Source organism: Nonomuraea sp. SYSU D8015 (assembly GCF_008065375.1).
GTDB lineage: Bacteria > Actinomycetota > Actinomycetes > Streptosporangiales > Streptosporangiaceae > Nonomuraea.
Genome location: NZ_VJYI01000008.1, coordinates 103,227 through 121,552, shown reverse-complemented (window position 1 = coordinate 121,552; position 18,326 = coordinate 103,227). Strand labels below are relative to the sequence as shown.

The window sequence follows — 18,326 nt, the reverse complement described above, 5'->3', positions numbered from 1 at the left end:
GCCTGGCCCGCCTCGCCGCCTTCGAGCAGGCGGCTAGTACGGTGTGCGCATGCGCTCACGTCGTTCGGTTCTCGCGGTGCCCGGCAGCAATCCCCGCTTCCTGGAGAAGGCCCAGACCCTGCCCGTCGACGAGGTCTTCCTGGACCTTGAGGACTCCGTGGCGCCGGCCGCCAAGGACGAGGCGCGGGCGAACGTCGTGGCCGCGCTGCGCCAGGGCGACTGGTCGGGCAAGACGCGCGCGGTCCGGGTCAACGACCTCACGACGCAGTGGACGTACCGGGACGTGATCGAGGTCGTCGAGGGGGCGGGGGAGTTCCTCGACTGCGTGATGCTGCCCAAGGTGCAGGACTCCACCCAGGTCGTCTGGCTCGACACCCTGCTCACCCAGATCGAGAAGACCATGGGGTACGAGGTCGGCCGCATCGGCATCGAGGCGCAGATCGAGAACGCCCGCGGACTGGTGAACGCCGACGCCATCGCCGGGTCGTCGGGGCGCCTGGAGACGCTGGTGTTCGGCCCGGCGGACCTCATGGCCTCCATCAACATGCGTACGCTGGTCGTCGGCGAGCAACCGCCCGGCTACACCGAGGGCGACGCCTACCACTACATCCTCATGCGGCTGCTCATGGCGGCCAGGACGCACGACCTGCAGGTGGTCGACGGGCCCTATCTGCAGATCAAGGATGTCGAGGGGTTCAGGAGGGCGGCCAGGAGGTCGGCGGCGCTCGGGTTCGACGGCAAGTGGGTGCTGCATCCCTCGCAGGTGGACGCGGCCAACGAGGTGTTCTCGCCCACGCAGGAGGACTATGACCACGCCGAGCTCATCTTGGAGGCGTACGACTACTACACCACGGTCGAGAAGCGCGGCGCGGTCATGCTGGGCGACGAGATGATCGACGAGGCCTCCAGGAAGATGGCGCTCGTCGTGGCCGCCAAGGGGCGGGCGGCCGGGCTGGCACGTACGAAGAGCTTCACACCTTGAACCCGATGGCCGTGAAGAACCAGAACGACGAGGTCAGCCAGAGCCCCACCAGCGCCGTGAACGTCAGCCCGCCGAGCACCGGCAGCGTCCAGCCGGGCGCGTCCCGCTTGGGCAGGGCCAGCATCTTCGCGGTGAACACGCCGTAGAGGAAGCAGCCGAGCAGCGAGTGCGCGAGCACCCGGGGCACGTCGTACTGCAGGCCGAGGGCGTACAGGCAGTGGAAGGCGACCGGGATCGTCAGCACGAACGCCAGCCGCCCGGACCAGCGGTGCACGGCCGGCGGGATGGTGACCCCGAGCTTGCCCCACATCGACAGGGCCGAGACGACCTGCACGATCGCCAGCACGAACGCGCCCGTCGTCAGCCATACCTTCATCGGCAGCGCGGCGGAGAAGCCCGCCACGCCGACCGCGAACCCGGTGGGCGTGTGCACCCGGCCGTACACGCCGAGCGCGAGCACCACCAGGCCGCCGACGAGCAGCGGAACCAGTAAGACGGTCATCCCGCGCGAAGGGCGGTGGTGAATGGCGGTCATTGCATCTCCTCGATGAAGCCGTCGACGTCCTCCGGCTGGAGCGTGGTGCCGTCGACCGTCAGAGGCGCGGTCGGCTGCGCGTCGTTCAGTTCGGGGACCGGCACCTGGGTCCCGTTCTGGGTGGCGGCGCCGACCGTGGTGTAGCCGCCGTTCGGGTTCTTCACCCGGATCCAGCCGGCCTTGTACGTGGCGCCGCGGACGATCGCGGTCGCGCGATACAGCCCGGACGGCTTGACGACCGTCGGCGCGACGAAGCTCCACTTCTTGCCGCCGAGGGACACCGAGCCCTTGGCCTGACCGTCGCCCAACCGGGCCGTGATCGTGCCGGCCGCGAGGCCCTTCAGGTTCACCTGGTCCGCGGACTGGCTGCCCTTGAACCAGGCCTCGGTCCGGCCGTCGCAGAAGTAGCCGATGGCCTTGCCGTCTCTGATCGAGACGGCGATGAGCGCCCCGTTGCCCTTGACGCGGCCGGCGTAGTCGGCCTTCTCGATCCGCCTCTCCTCGGATTTGGTGGGTGACGGTGACGGCTGCGCGGAGTTCTCCTCCGTCGCGGGCGCCTCCGCGGCGTCATTGCCGTTGTCGGCGGCGGCCGTCGTAGGGTCCGCCGCCGGTGTCGCGATGATGCTGGCGACACCGAGCCCCGCGGCGAGCACTGCTCCCGCCGCGAGGGTGATGACAGGTCCCAGCCTTGACATGGACTGCTCCCAGGGTCGAAATGCCTACTGCATGCGGAGGCTTGCCTCCCCATGACTGAGAGCATCCGCCTAAAACGGCCCCCCGTCTGTGAACTAATGCGCATCAGATGGACAGAATGGAAAAATGCAGGAGAACCCCGGACCGCAGGTCCCGTACGGCGCGCAGTACCCCTATCCACCGGCGCCCCCGTCCCCGCCCCGGTCCTGGTTCCTGCCGATGCCCAGCGGGACCCGCTTCGATCACCTGGCCAGGAACGAGGTCGCCCGGCCGTGGCGGGCGATCGTCGGCACGCTCGCGCTCGCGGCGCTGTTCCTGATCGTCGCGACGGTGGTGCTGTCCGCCGGCGCGGTGGTGGCGGTGATCCTCGGCATCCCCGCGCCGCTGGACGTCAACACGGGGCTCTTCGGCGACCCCGTCTTCGGGATGGTCGTGATGCTGCTGTCGATCGCGGCGGTGCTCCCGTTCGTGTTCGGACTGGCGGCACTCGTGCAGCGGCGGCGGCCCGGCACGTTGTCGTCGGTGGCCGGGCGGCTGCGCTGGACGTGGCTGGCGACCTGCGCCGGGCTGGCGCTCCTGGCACTGGTGGCAGGGCAGACCGTGCAGGTCCTCGCGCTGGCGGTGTCCGGCGAGGGGTACGCCGACATGTTCGGCTGGGTCGGGTGGGAGCGCTTCCTGCCCGCGCTCATCGTGATCGTGCTGCTGGTGCCCTTCCAGGCGGCCGCCGAGGAGTACATCTTCCGCGGCTGGTTCCTGCAGGCCGTCGGGGCGCATGTGCGCAACCCCGTCTGGGGCATCCTCATCGGCGCCGCGTTGTTCGCGTCCCTGCACGGCTACTCGTGGACAGGACTGGCCGACGTGTTCGCCTTCGGGGCCGTCATGGGCTGGCTGGCGGTGCGGACCGGCGGACTGGAGGCGGCGATCGCGCTCCACGTCATGAACAACATGCTCGCGTTCGGGCTGAGCGCGGCGGCGGGGACCCTCGATGACGCCTTGATCCAGAGCAAGGTCGTCGTGCCGTGGCAGGCGCTGGTGGGCGTGGTGGTGCAGTTCGGTCTGTACGCGTTCGGCGTTTTGTATCTCGCCAAAAAACGGTCAGTGGGCACTATTTCGGGATAAATCAGGCCAGAGGTTGGGGGAATCTCGCTAGAGAGGTCTCGCTATTCCGGCTCATTCATGCTGCTCTGGATCCTGTGGGCTGGCGAGGGTCTCCCGGAGGTGATCGTTTCGGTCGGCGGGGTAGGGGTTGGCGCATGTGATACTTCGTCGGGTGAGGACAACAGGCTCGAAATAAGCGCATAAGGACGGACAACCTTCCTGGAACGGTCCCCAACACCGGCCGTTCCTTACGAACTCGTTCGACTAGGAGGTACGGCGCGTGGCCTCCGGCCCCAGCGAACCGCCACGGCGACCGCCGGGTGACGACGACCCGCGTTCCGAGGGCACATCGGAACAGCAATCGTCTCCAGAGCCCAGGATCAGCCATTCCCCGCCCGGTCCCACCGACGATCGGGCCAGGGGCTTACCCCTCACCTCTCCCTGGGGCATGCCGCCCTTCGCCGCCCCCATTCCCGGCGAGGAGCAGCAGGAGCTGCCCAAGGGACGCAGGCCGTACAGCTCTCCGACGGCGGAGCCCGAGGTGGAGCCGCGCCGCCGGCCCCGCCGCATCGTCAACCGGCCGGACAAGCTCGTGGCCGGCGGCCCGCCCAGGGTCCCGCAGGAGACCCGGGAACCCGCCCCTGAGGCTCGCGAGACCGCCGCCGAGGAACCGGCGGCGCCGCCCAGGCGGGATCCCCGCACGGCCCCGTACCGGCTCGTGGTCCCCGCCAAGGAGCCGGAGCAGCCTCCCGCGGCCGAGGAGCCCACACCGGGCCACCAAGAGCCTTCCGAGCCGTGGAGCCAGCGGATCGAGGTGCCCGGGAGCCGGGAGCCCGAGCCGTGGAGCCAGCAGGTCGAGGTGCCGGAGAGCCGGGAGCCCGAGCCGTGGACCCAGCAGATTGAGGTGCCGGAGAGCCGGGAGCCCGAGCCGTGGAGCCAGCAGGTCGAGGTGCCCGGGAGCCGGGAGCCCGACGGGCAGGAGGAGCCGGAGGTGCGGCGGGTCGGGCGGCCGCCCGCCGGGCGGCCCACCAGGCCCGACCTCCTGGTCGCCACCGGCCCGCCGCGCCCCCAGGGATCGAGCGGCCGGCACCACAGAGGCCCCGCCCCGGCCGCCGTACGCAGGTCCAGCCCGGTCCGCCGGGGCAACAGGGCCGCCCCGATCGTGCTGAGCCTGGCCGCGGCCGTACTCCTGGCCACCGGCGTGCTCGTGTGGCAGTGGACCGGCGAGGAGGACCCCGGCCTGCGCCTCGCGGCGGGCACCGGCCGCTTGGGGGACGAGCTGTTCACCGTCCCCGCCGCCGGCGACGGCACCAACCAGAAGCTCAACGACATGACCTCGGTCGGCAAGGCCGTGGTGGCGGTCGGCAGCGACACGACCAGCCCCACCCCGCGCCCGCTGTTCCTGTTCTCGCCGGACGGCGGCAAGAACTGGCAGCTCGGCCAGGTGAGCGGAGCCTCCACGCCCACGGTGCAGCGGGTGGTCGGCGGCGACGGCCGCTGGCTGGCCAGCGGCGGCGACGGCCAGTCGGGCGAGCGCGGCCTGTGGACCAGCACCGACGGGTTCAGCTGGCAGGCCGTGGAGGCGTCGGGCATGACCGCGTTCCGCCCCGGCGACCAGATCCACGACATCGCCAGGACGGCGTCGGGCTTCGTGGCGGTCGGGCGCACGACCGGGGACGACGGCGCCGCCGGCCCGGCGGCCTGGCGCTCCGTCGACGGCCGCGCCTGGGAGCGGATCCACCTCACGGGTCTGGAGGTACGCGAGTTCAAGGCCGTGGTCGCCAAGGGCGACACCGTCGTGGCGATCGGGCACCCCGCGGAAGGCGAGGGTTCGCGGGTTGTCCGGTCGGCCGACGGTGGGCGCACCTGGCAGGGCACCGCCTTCCAGCTGCCCGAGGCCGCGCCGCGCGCCGGGACGCTGGCGGTGCTGCCCAAGCGGTTCGTGCTGGTGCCGACGCGGCAGCGGACGATCGCGGGCGACGTACGCGTCTACTGCTCGCCGACCGGGGAGCAGTGGTCGCAGTGCGGCTCCATCGGCGGCCTGAGCGGCGAGAGCGTCGGCGTGGAGTCGCTCATCTCCTACCCGTCGGGCATCGCGGCGATCACGCAGGCGGGCCTCGGCCGCTACTCCGTCCTGACCACCGCCGACGGGCGATCCTGGGCCAAGCGGGCCGACCTCGGCAACCTGACAGGTGCGACGCTGCGCGGGTTCACGATCTCCGCCGGCGGCACCCTGTTCGCGGGCGGCGATCAGGCGGCCTCCGACGTGGACAACCAGCTCGTGCTCATGGCCGCTCCGCCGCGCGGGCAGGCCTCGCGCGTGCCGCTCGGCGAAGTCGACGGCCTCACGCGCATCTCCCGCGAGACCACCGGCATCACCAGCTTCGCCGGCCGGTACGTGGCCGTCGGCTCGGCCTCGGGCGACGCCGGCCTGTGGACGATCAAGGACTGGCAGAGCTGGAAGTCCATGAGCCTCGGCGGCCCGGGCAGGCAACGGCTGGAGGACGTGACGCACGGCGGCCGCGGCTGGCTGGCGGTCGGCGGCACGGAGACCAACGTGGCCGTCACCGACCCCCTGCTCGTCACCTCCCAGGACGGCGAGAGCTGGAAGAAGGTGAACCTCTCCGGCGACCTGGCCCGCCGCGCCGACCACCCATACCTGGAGACGCACGTGGTGACCGCCGGCAAGAAGGGCTACGTGCTGGCCGGCGAGGACCGGGACCAGGCGGGCGCGGCGAGCGCGGCCATGTGGTTCACCTCCGACCTGCGCAAGTACACCAGGTCGAAGAAGCTGCCGCAGGGCGGCTCCGGCGTGCGGGTCCACGACACGGCGGCCACCGCGGACGGGTTCGTGGCGGTCGGCGGGTCCGGGGCGGCCGACCAGGAGAGCAGCGTGGTCTGGTACTCCGAGGACGGCCTCAACTGGAGCGCGCGCCCGCGGGTCGTCCCGGAGGGCGCCACGTCGGCCGGGTTCCGCCAGGTCGCCGTCCACCAGGACAAGCTGGTGGCCATCGGCACCGCGCTGACGGACGGCTCCCGGCGGGCCTTCGCCGCCGTCTCCGACGACGACGGCGCGACGTGGCAGACGGCCTGGCTGCCCGCGGACCAGGCGGCCGCGGTGCACGACCTGGCCGCGACCGCGGAGGGTCTGGTGGCGGTCGGCTGGCACGGCGTGCCCGGCGAGGGCGACAGCGCGGCCTGGACCTCGCAGGACGGACTGTCGTGGAACCGCATGGCGCTCACCAAGGACCGGCTGGCGGGGCAGGGCATGCAGTGGCTGACGGCGGTGGCGGTGTCGGGGGCCGAGGTGGTGGCGCTCGGGCGGTCCACGACGTACAACGCCGACCATCTCATCCTGTGGACGTCCAGTCTCACCTCAAGCAGTTGACGGGCTCCCCGGGCTGAAGCCCGGGGACTCGGCCTGCGACGCCCGGTCATACGGCGACGCTTCCGCGGCTTCCTGCTTCACCGACCGCCCCCCTCCGCCCACGCGTACGCACGTGCGGCCTGGTCTTACCGGTCTCCACAGGCGTTTTCGGTCTCCGCTTCCCGCCCATCCCAGGCACGGGTTTCCGTCCAGCGGCGACCAGTCGCCTCCCAGCGGCCAAAATGTTGATCGCGGCGTTGACATCCCGATCATGGACCGTCCCGCACGCCCAGGCCCACTCCCGCACCCACAGCGGCATACTGTCCACGACCGTCCCGCAGGCCGAGCACAGCTTCGACGACGGAAAGAACCGGTCCACACGGGCGAACCTGCGACCGTACAGCCTGGCCTCGTACTCCAGCATGCGGGTGAACGCCGACCAGCCCGCATCGTGCACGCTCTTGGCCTGCCGGCTGCGCGCCGGCCCCGTCACCGGCAGGTCCTCCACGTAGATCGCTTGATTTTCGCGCACTATCGTTGTGGAGAGCCGGTGATGGAGCTCGCGGCGCGCGTCGGCGACCTTCGGGTGCCGCCGGGCGACCTTGAGGCGGGCCTTGGCCCGATTCTTCGATCCCTTCTCCTTGCGTGACAGCGCCTTCTGCAGGCGCTTGAGCTTCTTCTCCGCCCGGCGGAGGAACCTGGGCGAGTCGATCTTCCGGCCCGTCCGAGGTCACCGCGAAATGCCCTAGCCCTAGATCGACGCCGACCCCGGCGCCGGTCTCGGGCAGCGGCTCGGGGCGACCTCGACCACGAACGAGGCGAAGTACCGGCCCGCCACGTCCTTGATCACCGTGACGGACGAAGGTTCGGCGGGCAGAGCGCGGGACCAGCGCACCGCCATGTCGCCGATCTTGGGTAGCCGCAGTTTGCCGCCCGCTGTGACGGCGAAGCGGGCGTTGCGGGTGAAGCGGATCGCCTGCCGGTGGTCCTTGCGGGACCGGAAGCGGGGCTGGCCCAGCTTGCGGCCCTTACGCCGGCCGGAGACCGAGTCGAAGAAGTTGCGGAACGCCGCCGTGCAGTCGGCCCGCGCCTGCTGCGACGCCACCGCGGACACCTCACAAAGCCAGGCCCGCTCCGGCGTCTTCTTCGCCGCCGTGATCACCCGAACCGACAGTTCGGCGTCGGTGACGAACGGCTCACCCTTCTCATACGCGTCGTTGCGGATCGCGAGCGCGTCGTTGAACACGACGCGGGCGCACCCGAACGCCTTGGCCAGCGCGATCCGCCGGCCGGGGGTGGGGTCCAGCCGGTAGGAGTACCGCTACCTAAGATTCTCCTGACCTGACCCGGCACCCGGTGTTCAGCGGATCCCGCTTGGAACACTTGGAGAAGATCATGCGGGATGTGTTCGCCGAGGCTTCTCCTCCCGCAGGACGCGCCAGCAGTTCCCCAGTCTCACGCCACCATTACTGGCGGGCGACCAAGCTGTGAGCGGGCTCCTACTTCGCCGGTAAGGGGTGCCCCGATCGGTGTGCTGCGGCACTACATCGGACAACGCGTGAGACGCCGTTCGCCTGGCGGCGAAACGGCTTTCCCTGACCCGCTACGCGGGAGGGCCCGCTTCACCCCTATCTGAAGGCCGGAGCGCCGCGGACGATGCCGGTAGCACGCCCCAGCCGGTCAGGGTCTCCAGCAGGCCCTCGGAGAGGGGCAGGCGAGCCAGCTCGTCCGCCGTGCACCAGCGCACCTCGGCGGCGTCGTCCCCGGCCGCGGGGACGCCGCCGGCCACGGTCGCGAGGTAGTCGCGGATCACGTACGTGACGCCGCCGGGGCCGGGGCGGTCGACCGTGCCGGCCATGCGGCCCACCTCGACGTGGAGGCCGGTCTCCTCCAGGACCTCGCGCCGCAGGCCCGCGGCGTCGCTCTCGCCGGGCTCCAGGCGGCCGCCGGGGATCGACCACAGGCCCATGCCAGGCGGGTGTCCCCGCTTGATCAGGAGGATCCGGCCGGAGGCGTCGAGGATGATCGCGCCGACACAATTTACGCGCACATGACCAAGATTACGACGGGATAACGAGATGCGGCCTTGACGTGGCCGTACCAGAGAACGCACCGTGGGTAGTTGTGAGAGCGGCTCCAACCTGCCCACGGTGTTTTGGCCCGCTTCACGGGCCGAGCGCGTGGTCTAGTGCGTTTCGATGTGACACACACGGTGACGTCCTGCCCTATCAACCTCCATGGCCGCCGACCAGCACGGCGTTGGAGGCGATGCGCAAGAACTCCGTGGTGCCCGTGTGGCTCCCCTGGCCGTTGCCGGCCGGCTGGCTGGTGACCGGCTTCGGCGAGGTGGGTGATCAGCGCACCGGCGCCCGTGCCAGCATTGTCGCGCTGACCGGGCCGTCGTTGATGGAGGGGCCGGCCGACATGCTCGTCATCGCCGAGGAGCCGGGCATCGGGCTCGGCGCGGCGTTCGCCGGGCTGGGCGGTCCCGACCCCGGCGAGGGGTTCGACTCGGGGCCGCCGAACGCGAAGATCGAGGTGCTGGGCCATCCCACCCCGCTGTGGTGCGTGGACGGGGAGAGCGACCGCGCCGTCTACGCCGGCGAGGCCCTGGGCAATTGGCTGTGGACGATCTGCTGGCCGGCCGACGCCGGCTGCATGATCGCCCTCGCGGAGCTATCACTGATCGACGCGCGGGATCACGAGCTCGACGTGCCGTTCGGCGCCTTCTCCCCCCGACTGGAGGATTAGCGAGTCGCGTCGTCAGGCAGACCGACTAGAGTTCGGAGGCGTGACAGCGCGTATCGAGCGAGTGGTGACCGAGGGCGTCGTCGACATCGACGGCACCGAACACAAGGTCGAGAACAACACCTGGATCGTGGGTGACGACGACGAGGTGATCGTCGTCGATCCGGCCCGCGACGCCGAGAAGATCATGGAGCAGGTGGGCGAGCGGGAGGTGCTGGCCGTCATCTGCACGGCGGGCCTGCCCGACCACGTCGGCGCGGCCATCGAGGTGGCCAGCAGAGACGAGGCCGTGGTCGCCCTCCACCCCAAGGACAAGCCCCTGTGGCGGGAGACCTGGACGGAGACCTGGCCCGACATCGACATGGAGGACGACGGCGTCTTCGAGGTGGCCGACGTCCAGCTCGACGTCATGGAGACGCCTGGCGTCACGCCCGGCGGCGTGTCGCTCTACTGCGAGGCGCTCTCCGCCGTCTTCACCGGCAAGGCCCTGCAGGCCGACGGTCCCGGCAAGCTGGGCGGCGAATACCCCGCCCTGGCCGACCAGCTCACCTCGATCGGCGGGCGGCTGTTCACGCTGCCCCTCGACACGCGGGTGCTGGCCGCCCACGGCGACGAGGTGTCGATCGGCGACCTGGAGCCGCACTTCGACGACTGGGTCTCGGGCTCCCTGACCCGCGTCGACACCGAGGCCGCGGACGACGACGAGGGCCCGCTGCCCGACGGCACCAAGGCCTCCGGGATCAAGCTCAACCCGGGCGACGACTAGGTGGGGAGCGGCGGGAGAGAGGCGAGCGGAGGGATCGACGGAGGAAGGCGGCGTCTGGCGACCGAGCCCGCTTCACGGAGTGAGGCCGAATGAACACAGAGCAGCTTCCGCTGGAGGGAATGCCGCGGCGGCTCTATGCCTGCACGCCGTCGCGGTTGAACGCCTGGCTCGACTGCCGCCGCCGCTACCGGTTCACCTATCTCGACCGGCCTCAGCCGTCCAAAGGGCCCGCCTGGGCGCACAACAGCGTCGGGGCGAGCGTGCACAACGCGCTGGCGGGATGGTGGCGGGAGCCGTACGAGCGTCGCACCCCGCTGACGGCCGCCATCCTCGTCACGAACGGGTGGATCACCGAGGGGTTCAGGGACGCCGAGCAGTCGGGGCGCTGGCTGGAGCGCGCCCGTGACCTCGTGTCCGGATATGTCGCGACTTTGGATCCGTCCGACGACCCGGTCGGCGTCGAGCGCACCGTCGCCACCCGCACCAAGGTCATCGCCGTGTCCGGCCGCATCGACCGGCTCGACCGGCGCGGGGACGAGCTGGTCGTGGTCGACTACAAGACCGGGCGCCGCCCGCTCACCCAGGACGACGCCCGCGGGTCGCTCGCCCTCGCCGTCTACGCCGTCGCCGCGTCCACGATGATGCGCACGCCGTGCCGCACCGTCGAGCTCCACCACCTGCCGACCGGCGAGATCGTCGACTGGCGGCACACCGACGAGTCCCTGGCCCGCCACCTTCGGCGCGCGGAGGAGCTCGCCACCGAGGCGGCCGAGGCCGACGAACGCTACCGCGAGGCGGTCGCCCCGCCCGCCGGCGGCCGCTCACCCGGAGGCGGCCGGTCTTCCGGCTCGACAGGCGGCGGGCCGGCGGGCATGAGGACAGGCAGCGGATCCGCCGGTGTGGCGGCGGGCGGCCGAGCCGCCGCCGTGGCAGGCGGCGAGTGGCCGTCGGCTCCGGCGGAGCGGCAGGTGGTCGGGCCCGCGCCGGTGCCGCCCGAGATCGACGAGCTGTTCGCGCCCAACCCCGGCCCCATCTGCTCCTGGTGCGACTTCCGCCGCCACTGCCCCGAGGGCCGGGCGGCCGCCCCCGACCGCCAGCCCTGGGACGGCCTGGCGGAGTGACCGGCCGCCGCTCACACGGCCCCGCGCTCCCGCCGCCCGGTCCGGGAGGCGGGAGCGCATGGTGCCATCGGTCAGGACCCTGCGGCCGCTCGAGAGGTGAAACGGCGACGTCTCTGCGCCGACGTTCGGGACGACCGAGCCGCTGCGCCAAGGAACGGGAAGCCGGAAGGCCGTCGGGTCGCGGGGGAGTCGGTACGCCCTCGTGCTCGGGGAGCGGGTACGCCGTCGGGGCGATGCCGTTTTCGCGGTGAAACATTGGTTATGGACCATTTGTGACACGTGTGGGGCGGTTACCGGCAGCGGTGGTGCTGGGGTCCCTGTTCAATCCTCTGAACTCCTCCATGATCGCCGTGGCCCTGGCCGGCATCGAGGCCGAGTTCCGCGTCGGGATAGCCGCCGTGACCTGGCTGGCCGCCGGCTTCTACCTGACCGGCATCCTCGTCCCGCCCGTGATGGGCACGCTGGCGGATCGGCTCGGCCCGCGGCTGGTGTTCTGCGCCGGTCTGGTGACGATGGCGGTGACCGGCGTGCTGGCCGCCCTGGCGCCGACGTACCCGCTGCTGGTGGCGGTGCGGCTGCTGCAGGCGTTCGGGAGCTGCGCGACGATGCCGGCGGGCATGGCGATCGTCCAGGCCGCGATGGCGGGCGAGGACGGCAGGCCGCCGCCCCGCGTGATCGCGACGATCTTCATGGTGCTGACCGCCAGCGCCGCCGCGGGGCCCGTGCTCGGCGGATTCCTGATCTCGCTGTGGGGATGGCGGGCGATCTTCCTGGTGAACGTGCCGCTCGCGGCGGTCGCGCTCGTCGCGGCCCTGCGCTGGCTGCCCCGGGTACGCGTGGACGGCTCCCGCCGGGCCGTGCTGCCCCGGCCTGACCTGCGGCTGCTGGCCACCTGCGGCCAGTTCGCGATGGTCAACGTGGTGTTCTACTCGGCGTTCTTCGTCGTGCCGCTGTGGGCGCAGCGCTCGGCGGACGTGCCGGCGCACGTCGCCGGGCTCCTGGTGCTGCCCATGGCCGCGCTGGCGATCGTCATGACGCCCGTCGCGGTGGCGCTGGCCGCCCGCGCGGGCATGCGGGCCGTGCTGGTGCTGAGCGCGGCGCTGCTGCTCGGCGGCTCGCTGGCGATGCTGGCCGTCGGGCCCGTCGCGCTGGTCCTGGTCGCCGTGTCGCTGCTCGGCCTGGCCTCGGCCTTCAGCCAGTTCGGCCTCAACTCGCTGGTGTTCGTGCACGCCGCCGGGCGCGACACGGGGGTCGCGGTGGGACTCTTCCAGGCCTCCAGGTACGTCGGCGCCGCCACCGCGTCCTCCCTGCTCGGCGTGCTGTTCGAGCGGGCGGGCATGGGCGGGAGCGCGTGGACGATGATCGGCGTGTCCGCGGTCGTGCTGGCGGGCGGCCTGCTCCTGCCCGTCAGGCGGCCGGTTTCGCCGGTCGGCGGCGGGGATCGGTCAGGCCCCTGAGCCCTCTGCTGACGTCGTAGCCGGCCGCGCCCAGCCGCTCCCTGGCGGCCTGGAGCATCTCCCGCGTGGCCGGCATGAACGCGTGGTCGTGCACGGACTCCGGCAGCGAGTTGAGCCCCAGCCTGAACGCCTTCAGCGCCGCCGTGACCGTGGCCTGGGGCACCTCGGGCAGCGCGCCGTACATCTGCCTGGCCCAGTCCGGCAGCGTGTAGTAGCACAGCGCGCCGAAAGGGAAATAGGCAGGCTTGCCCGCGGACAACATCCTGAGCTCGCGCGGCAGCCGCGGCCACAGCAGGAACCTGACGGTCGAGGCGGCCTCGGGGGTCACGCGCAGGCCGGGGCGCACCTGCTTGAAGTACGCCTCCATCTCCGCGCACGTGCCCGGCACGTCCTCGGGGTGCAGGCCGACGTACGCGGCGCTCTTGCGCTGCTCGGACAGGTAGCGGTCGGCCTCCCGCTCCGTCAGGCGCAGCCCGCCGCGCCTGGCCACCTCCAGGTACGACGACACCTCCGCGCAGTGCACCCACAGCAGCAGCTCGGGGTCGTCCACCCGGTGCGTCCGCCCGGTGTCGGGATCGTGGATGCGCAGCGCCTTGTGGATGCCGCGCACTCGCCGCCCGATCTCGTCGGCCTCATCAGGGCTGCCGAACGTCACCCGCCCCACGAAGTCGGCGGTGCGCCGCAGCCGTCCGAACGGGTCCTGCTGGAAGTCGGAGTTCTGCCAGACGCCGCGCATGGCCAGCGGGTGCAGCGCCTGCAGCATGAGGCCGCGTACGCCGCCCACCCACATCGAGCGGTCGAGATGCACCTGCCAGGTCGCGCTGTGTGGCGGCTGGACGACGATTTCTTCGATGCTCGCCATAGTAAGTGCATGATTACATGACATTGGACCTGGTGTCCAAGAAGTGCTTTTCGGCCGCGTTCCAGAACCGGACCAGCGCCGCCGCGGTCGTCTCCGGCGCCTCGACGGCGGGGGAGTGCGCCGCGCCCGGCACGACCACGCATTCGGCCCCGAGCCTCGCGGCCATCTCGGACTGCGTCTCGGGGGACCAGCCGTCGTCGTGCTCGCCGTACAGCACGAGCGTGGGCACCTCGATCTCGCGCAGCTCGTCGGTGCGGTCGCGCATGGTCAGCACCTGCTCGGCCATGCGCGCCAGGCCCGTGGGCGAATTGGCCAGCAGGCGCTTGTGCAGGAACGCCAGGATGTCGTCGGGCACGTCGTCGGCCAGCGCCTCCGGCTCGAACCTGTGGTGCCACACGTGCTCGAGCCCGAGCGTGGGCACTTCTTCCACGAGGTTCCTGCCGTGGCTCGCCCGCCTGCCCCCGATGGCCGCGGGGCCCGAGCCCATCAGCGTGAAGGAGGCGAACCGCGTCCGGCCGTCGATCACCGCCTCACGCGCGACCAGACCGCCGAACGAGTGGCCCACCAGGTGGACGGGGTCGCCGGCGCCGATGGCCTGGGCCAGCGCGTCGAGGTCGGCGCCGAGGGCGGCGCAGGTGTAGGCCTCGGGGTCGTCGGGGCCCGGGGTTTCGTACTGGCCGCGTAGATCCACGGCCACCACGCGGCGGCCCGACTGGGAGAGGGTCATCAGGACCGCGAGGAAGTCCTCCTTGCTGCCGGTCAGGCCGGGTGCCAGGAGCGCGGGCCAGCGCTCAACCACACCACTGACCGGAAGCGCCTCCAGGACCGCGAACGTGCCCTGTGGCGTCTCGATCTTCTGTGGTGTGACGCCAGGAGGCAGGTCGAGGAATCGCGGCGTACTCACGTGGGGCAACAATACCCAGAGGTCAGCGCCTCGACACCGGCATGGCGATTACGCTGGTGCGAGTTCGGAGGAGATGCGAGAAATGCCTGAGGTCGAGATCCGGCCCGCCGACTCGTGGGACGACGTCCAGACCGTCTTCGGTCCTCACGGGGCCTACTCGGGCTGCTGGTGCATGTGGTTCCGGGTGGCCGGGGCGGATCAGGGAGATGCGTCCCGGAGACCGTCGTGCGCGCCTCCAGGCCCTCGTGGAGGGCTCTGGACGGGCGCCTGGGGGCTGGCCTACCTCGACGGTACGCCGGTGGGGTGGTGCGCCGTAGCGCCGCGTGAGGAGCACGTACGGCTGCGCCTCGCCCTCCCGTGATCCGGCAGCGCGTTTCGCCGCGCTGCCCGACGGCCCACAGCGCACTCACGGGCGTCGCCGCATGCGATCGTCTAAGGCGGGCGTCTTACCTCTGACCCATCGGCCGCAACCTGTGTGACGCGATGGTCGCCAGGTCTGTGGCGCATTGGTCGCCGTCCCATGGACCCAAGGGCCGGCCCGATCATGCGCCTGGCCCTCCTGTACAACGCAGAGGCGCGCACCCGCGATCGGATGCGCGCCTCTGGGCGTGCCTCAGCCGGTGCGGCGGCGGTTGCCGCCCCCGCCGCCTCCGCCACGGGACGGGCGGCGCTGCTGCTTGCGCTCGCTGGCGGCGGACGGCGCGATGTCGTCGTCGTCCGTCGCCAGGTCCGGCGACTGGAAGATCACCGTGAACGGGCTGGGCGGGATGATCCGCTCCGGCTCCTTGCGGACCGGGGGCGGCGGCGTCGACAGGAAGCTCGGCTCGGCCTCCTGCCGCTCCACGACCGGCGCGGACTCCTCCATCACCGGCTCGGCGGCCTTGGCGGCGGCCCGCCTCGAGCGCGAGCCGTTGACGGGACGGGTGTCCGCAGCGGGCACGTCGGCGGGCCGGGTGTCCTCAGCGGGCACGTCAGTGGCGCGGGTGTCTTCAGCGGGCACGTCGCCGGCGTGAGTGCCCTCGTCCGGCGCCTCGGCGGCCGCCTTGCGGGAGCGGGTCCGCTTCACCGGAGCCTCCGCCACGTCGTCGTCCGCGGCCTTGCGCGTACGCGTGCTCTTGACGGGAGCCTCCGGGGCGTCGGCGAGCGCCTGCTCGATGGCCGACGTGGCCGCCCCCCTCCGCGTACGCGTGCGCCTCGGCTCGGTGGCCGCGGCCTTGATCTCGTCCGTTGAGAAGATTGCGGGAGTCTCCTCCGCCTTGGCATCCACGAGCTCGACCTCCGAGGTCTCGACGGGTGCGGTCTCCGCCAGCTCCCTGCCGCCACGGGTGCGGCGGCGCTGGCGCGGCGTACGGGCAGGACGTTCCTCGCGCTCGTCGCGGCGGCGGCCGCCACGCCCGCGGGGCCTGCCGGTCTCGCCGAGATCCTCGATGCGCTCCGCGGACAGCCCGGCACGCGACCGTTGCGCGTGCGGCAGGACGCCCTTGGTGCCCTCGGGGATGTTGAGCTCGGCGTAGACGTGCGGCGAGGTGGAGTAGGTCTCCTCGGGGTCGGCGAAGTCGAGCCCGAGCATCTGGTTGATCATCTTCCAGCGGGTCAGCTCTTCCCACTCCACGAACGTGACGGAGATGCCGGTTTTCCCGGCCCGGCCGGTGCGGCCGATGCGGTGCACGTACGTCTTGTCGTCCGTGGGGCAGTCGTAGTTGACCACGTGGGTGACGTCGTCGATGTCGATGCCGCGGGCCGCCACGTCGGTGGCCACGAGCACGTCGATCTTGCCGTTGCGGAACGCGCGCAGGGCCTGCTCGCGCTGGCCCTGGCCGAGGTCGCCGTGGACGGCCGCGACCGCGAAGCCGCGGGTATCGAGCTGCTCGGCGACCATGTCGCAGGCCCGCTTGGTCTCGCAGAAGACCATGGTGAGCCCGCGGCCGTCGGCCTGCAGCAGCCGCCCGAGGATCTCGATCTTGTCCATCCGGTGGGTGCGCCACACGATCTGGCGCACCTGCGGCGTGGCCTCGCCCTCGCCGCTTTCGTGCTCGGCGCGTACGTGCGTCGGGCGGTTGAGGTATTTCCGCGACAGCGCGACGATCTCGCCCGGCATCGTGGCCGAGAACAGCATCGTCTGCCGCTCCGCGGGGATCAGTTTGAAGATGCGCTCGATGTCGGGAAGGAAGCCCAGGTCGAGCATGCGGTCGGCCTCGTCGAGCACGAGGCTGGTGACCTGGCCCAGGTCGAGGTGCTTCTGCTTGACCAGGTCGAGCAGGCGGCCGGGGGTGCCGACGATGACGTCGACGCCGGCCTTGAGCGCCTCGATCTGCGGCTCGTACGCACGGCCGCCGTAGACGGTCAGGACGCGGGAGCCGAGCTTGCCCGCGGCGGTGACCAGGTCTTCGCTGACCTGCACGGCCAGCTCGCGGGTCGGCACGACGACCAGCCCGCGGGGCTTCTTACGGTTCTTGCGGGGCTTGCCGATGCTCTGCAGCATGGCGATGCCGAACGCGTAGGTCTTGCCCGTGCCCGTGCGCGCCTGACCGATGAGGTCCTGGCCGCTCAACGCGAGCGGGAGCGCCATCTCTTGGATGGGGAACGGTGTGACGATGCCCTCAGTCTCGAGGGCATCGGCGATCTCCGGTGTGACTCCGAGGTCTCGGAAAGTCGTCAGCTTGGCCTGCCTCAATCTCCAATGAAGGCGGGCCTGCCGGGACCGACGGGCGGAAAACGCCCCTGTTTCGTGGGTCCTCGCGGTAGAGCCAGCCCTCTCGCGTCATCAGCGACCGCATCTCCGGGAAGTGGAGGTATTCGGGAGAAACCCCCGAATTTACACAGTGCGGTCGCACTTTCACAGAGCAGTGTACTCGATACCACAACGCTGGCCGAGCTTACGTATGTTCCCGAAGATTTGCCGAAGTACGCTGCCTTGCATGAAGGAGTCCCCAGGAGTCGTCGACCTGCTCGGTGTGCTGGCGTACGCGGAGCTCAGCGCCTACGCCAGGATGACCGAGGACGCCGCCACGCTGGCGCCCTCGCTGGCCGACCGGGCGGCGCTGAGCGAGCTGGCCGTCACCGAGTACGCCCATTTCCGTCTGCTGCGCGACCGGCTGGCCGAGCTCGGCGCCGATCCCGACGAGGCGATGACGCCGTTCGTCGCGGCCCTGGACGCCTGGCACGCGCAGACGCGGCCGGCCGACTGGCTGCAGGCGCTGGTCAAAACGTACGTGGGGGACGGCATCGCGCTCGACTTCTACCGCGAGGCGGCCAGGCATCTCGATCCCTCGATCGCCGAGCTGGTGGACGAGGTGCTGGTGGACGAGGGACGGTCGCAGTTCGCGGTCGAGCGGGTCAGGGCCGGGATCGAGGCGGATCCGCGGGCGGGCGCGCGGCTGGCGCTGTGGGCGCGGCGGCTCGTGGGGGAGGCGCTCAGTCAGGCGCAGCAGGTGGCGACGGCGCGGCCGGAGCTGGCGTTGCTGGTGGTGGACCCCGATGGGGGACAGAGTGACATTTCCCGACTTTTCGCGAAATTGACGGAGGAGCACGGGAAGCGCATGGCTGCCATGGGCATCTGAGCCGATCGTCTTCTCATTGAGCGGCGCGAGGGCGGGAAACGGTTGTACCGTGCCAGGCATGAGGGCCTCGCGCCGCTACGGCAGTTCCTTCACGAGATGTGGGCCGAATCGCTGGACCATGCGCGCCGTCTTGAGGAGGGGCAGCGCGGTTTGTCCGGCCACCGAGCACCGGCGGCATGACGCCCCTCGCCGCCCACGCCCCCGCGGCTGCCGGCTCGGCACCCCAGGCCGCT

The 18,326-nt window shown here is 71.4% G+C and carries 15 protein-coding genes and 2 pseudogenes; 9 read left to right on the top strand and 8 right to left on the bottom strand.

The genetic code is table 11. From position 1 onward, the window contains the following. The first annotated feature begins 49 nt into the window (after nt 1-49). Complete coding sequence (locus ID574_RS30665) at nt 50-982, top strand: HpcH/HpaI aldolase/citrate lyase family protein (protein WP_188192470.1); 933 nt, start codon at nt 50-52, stop codon at nt 980-982. Here ID574_RS30665 and ID574_RS30660 read toward each other — a convergent pair. After that, complete coding sequence (locus ID574_RS30660) at nt 972-1,517, bottom strand: DUF6529 family protein (RefSeq protein ID WP_188192469.1); 546 nt, start codon at nt 1,515-1,517, stop codon at nt 972-974. The genes ID574_RS30665 and ID574_RS30660 overlap by 11 nt on opposite strands. Next, entirely contained in the window at nt 1,514-2,212 is a 699-nt protein-coding gene (locus ID574_RS30655) for a hypothetical protein (RefSeq protein WP_188192468.1), read from the bottom strand. Before ID574_RS30655 ends, ID574_RS30660 begins: the two co-directional genes overlap by 4 nt. 124 nt (nt 2,213-2,336) lie before the next feature. On the opposite strand from ID574_RS30655, the gene ID574_RS30650 reads away from it, so the two are divergent. After that, nucleotides 2,337-3,329 carry a CPBP family intramembrane glutamic endopeptidase gene (locus tag ID574_RS30650; RefSeq protein WP_188192467.1) on the top strand — a complete coding sequence of 331 codons (993 nt, stop codon included), beginning with the start codon at nt 2,337-2,339 and terminating at the stop codon, nt 3,327-3,329. A gap of 427 nt (nt 3,330-3,756) precedes the next feature. Further along, entirely contained in the window at nt 3,757-6,696 is a 2,940-nt protein-coding gene (locus ID574_RS30645; protein WP_188192466.1) for a DUF6242 domain-containing protein, read from the top strand. A 46-nt stretch (nt 6,697-6,742) separates the two neighbouring features. On the opposite strand, the pseudogene ID574_RS62955 reads toward ID574_RS30645, so the two are convergent. The 3 genes and pseudogenes from ID574_RS62955 to ID574_RS30635 form a co-directional block, all read right to left on the bottom strand. After that, nucleotides 6,743-7,780, bottom strand: a pseudogene (locus ID574_RS62955) (RNA-guided endonuclease InsQ/TnpB family protein). A 105-nt stretch (nt 7,781-7,885) separates the two neighbouring features. Continuing rightward, nucleotides 7,886-7,984: pseudogene (locus tag ID574_RS62950) on the bottom strand (helix-turn-helix domain-containing protein); the annotation flags it as partial. A gap of 294 nt (nt 7,985-8,278) precedes the next feature. Then, nucleotides 8,279-8,725 carry an NUDIX hydrolase gene (locus tag ID574_RS30635; RefSeq protein WP_188192465.1) on the bottom strand — a complete coding sequence of 149 codons (447 nt, stop codon included), beginning with the start codon at nt 8,723-8,725 and terminating at the stop codon, nt 8,279-8,281. A 41-nt stretch (nt 8,726-8,766) separates the two neighbouring features. Here ID574_RS30635 and ID574_RS30630 point away from each other — a divergent pair, with 41 nt between their 5' ends. The 4 genes from ID574_RS30630 (at nt 8,767) to ID574_RS30615 (ending at nt 12,767) form a co-directional block, all read left to right on the top strand. Beyond that, nucleotides 8,767-9,426, top strand: coding sequence for a DUF6758 family protein (locus ID574_RS30630; protein WP_336245569.1), 660 nt, complete (start codon nt 8,767-8,769; stop codon nt 9,424-9,426). 40 nt (nt 9,427-9,466) lie between these two features. Further along, entirely contained in the window at nt 9,467-10,189 is a 723-nt protein-coding gene (locus tag ID574_RS30625) for an MBL fold metallo-hydrolase (RefSeq protein ID WP_188192463.1), read from the top strand. Between the two features lie 89 nt (nt 10,190-10,278). Next, on the top strand, nt 10,279-11,310 hold the full coding sequence (locus ID574_RS30620) for a RecB family exonuclease (RefSeq protein WP_223167236.1): 1,032 nt from the start codon (nt 10,279-10,281) through the stop codon (nt 11,308-11,310). A gap of 272 nt (nt 11,311-11,582) precedes the next feature. Next, nucleotides 11,583-12,767, top strand: a complete 1,185-nt coding sequence (locus ID574_RS30615) for an MFS transporter (RefSeq protein WP_188192462.1) — start codon at nt 11,583-11,585, stop codon at nt 12,765-12,767. Here the strand turns inward: ID574_RS30615 and ID574_RS30610 are convergent. Together ID574_RS30610 and ID574_RS30605 are read right to left on the bottom strand one after the other, a co-directional pair. Continuing rightward, nucleotides 12,718-13,629, bottom strand: a complete 912-nt coding sequence (locus ID574_RS30610; protein ID WP_188192461.1) for an oxygenase MpaB family protein — start codon at nt 13,627-13,629, stop codon at nt 12,718-12,720. The genes ID574_RS30615 and ID574_RS30610 overlap by 50 nt on opposite strands. Before the next feature lie 13 nt (nt 13,630-13,642). After that, the gene (locus ID574_RS30605) at nt 13,643-14,533 is read right to left on the bottom strand and encodes an alpha/beta fold hydrolase (protein ID WP_188192460.1); all 891 of its coding nucleotides are present in this window, start codon (nt 14,531-14,533) and stop codon (nt 13,643-13,645) included. A gap of 82 nt (nt 14,534-14,615) precedes the next feature. Here ID574_RS30605 and ID574_RS30600 point away from each other — a divergent pair, with 82 nt between their 5' ends. Beyond that, nucleotides 14,616-14,894 carry a hypothetical protein gene (locus ID574_RS30600; RefSeq protein ID WP_188192459.1) on the top strand — a complete coding sequence of 93 codons (279 nt, stop codon included), beginning with the start codon at nt 14,616-14,618 and terminating at the stop codon, nt 14,892-14,894. A 252-nt stretch (nt 14,895-15,146) separates the two neighbouring features. On the opposite strand, the gene ID574_RS30595 is transcribed toward ID574_RS30600, so the two are convergent. Beyond that, nucleotides 15,147-17,102 carry a DEAD/DEAH box helicase gene (locus tag ID574_RS30595; RefSeq protein ID WP_188192458.1) on the bottom strand — a complete coding sequence of 652 codons (1,956 nt, stop codon included), beginning with the start codon at nt 17,100-17,102 and terminating at the stop codon, nt 15,147-15,149. Nucleotides 17,103-17,451: 349 nt separating this feature from the next. Between ID574_RS30595 and ID574_RS30590 the strand changes: the two genes are divergently transcribed. After that, nucleotides 17,452-18,093, top strand: coding sequence for a ferritin-like fold-containing protein (locus tag ID574_RS30590; RefSeq protein ID WP_188192457.1), 642 nt, complete (start codon nt 17,452-17,454; stop codon nt 18,091-18,093). Nucleotides 18,094-18,326: the final 233 nt, after the last annotated feature.

What these genes read in the sequence shown, in the direction of transcription:
- ID574_RS30600 (WP_188192459.1), top strand. Translation starts at nt 14,616, where the DNA reads ATGCCTGAGGTCGAGATCCGGCCCGCCGACTCGTGGGACGACGTCCAG.
- ID574_RS30650 (WP_188192467.1), top strand. Translation starts at nt 2,337, where the DNA reads ATGCAGGAGAACCCCGGACCGCAGGTCCCGTACGGCGCGCAGTACCCC.
- ID574_RS30655 (WP_188192468.1), bottom strand. Translation starts at nt 2,212, where the DNA reads ATGTCAAGGCTGGGACCTGTCATCACCCTCGCGGCGGGAGCAGTGCTC.
- ID574_RS30595 (WP_188192458.1), bottom strand. Translation starts at nt 17,102, where the DNA reads ATGGCGCTCCCGCTCGCGTTGAGCGGCCAGGACCTCATCGGTCAGGCG.
- ID574_RS30620 (WP_223167236.1), top strand. Translation starts at nt 10,279, where the DNA reads ATGAACACAGAGCAGCTTCCGCTGGAGGGAATGCCGCGGCGGCTCTAT.
- ID574_RS30665 (WP_188192470.1), top strand. Translation starts at nt 50, where the DNA reads ATGCGCTCACGTCGTTCGGTTCTCGCGGTGCCCGGCAGCAATCCCCGC.
- ID574_RS30610 (WP_188192461.1), bottom strand. Translation starts at nt 13,629, where the DNA reads ATGGCGAGCATCGAAGAAATCGTCGTCCAGCCGCCACACAGCGCGACC.
- ID574_RS30660 (WP_188192469.1), bottom strand. Translation starts at nt 1,517, where the DNA reads ATGACCGCCATTCACCACCGCCCTTCGCGCGGGATGACCGTCTTACTG.
- ID574_RS30645 (WP_188192466.1), top strand. Translation starts at nt 3,757, where the DNA reads ATGCCGCCCTTCGCCGCCCCCATTCCCGGCGAGGAGCAGCAGGAGCTG.
- ID574_RS30590 (WP_188192457.1), top strand. Translation starts at nt 17,452, where the DNA reads ATGAAGGAGTCCCCAGGAGTCGTCGACCTGCTCGGTGTGCTGGCGTAC.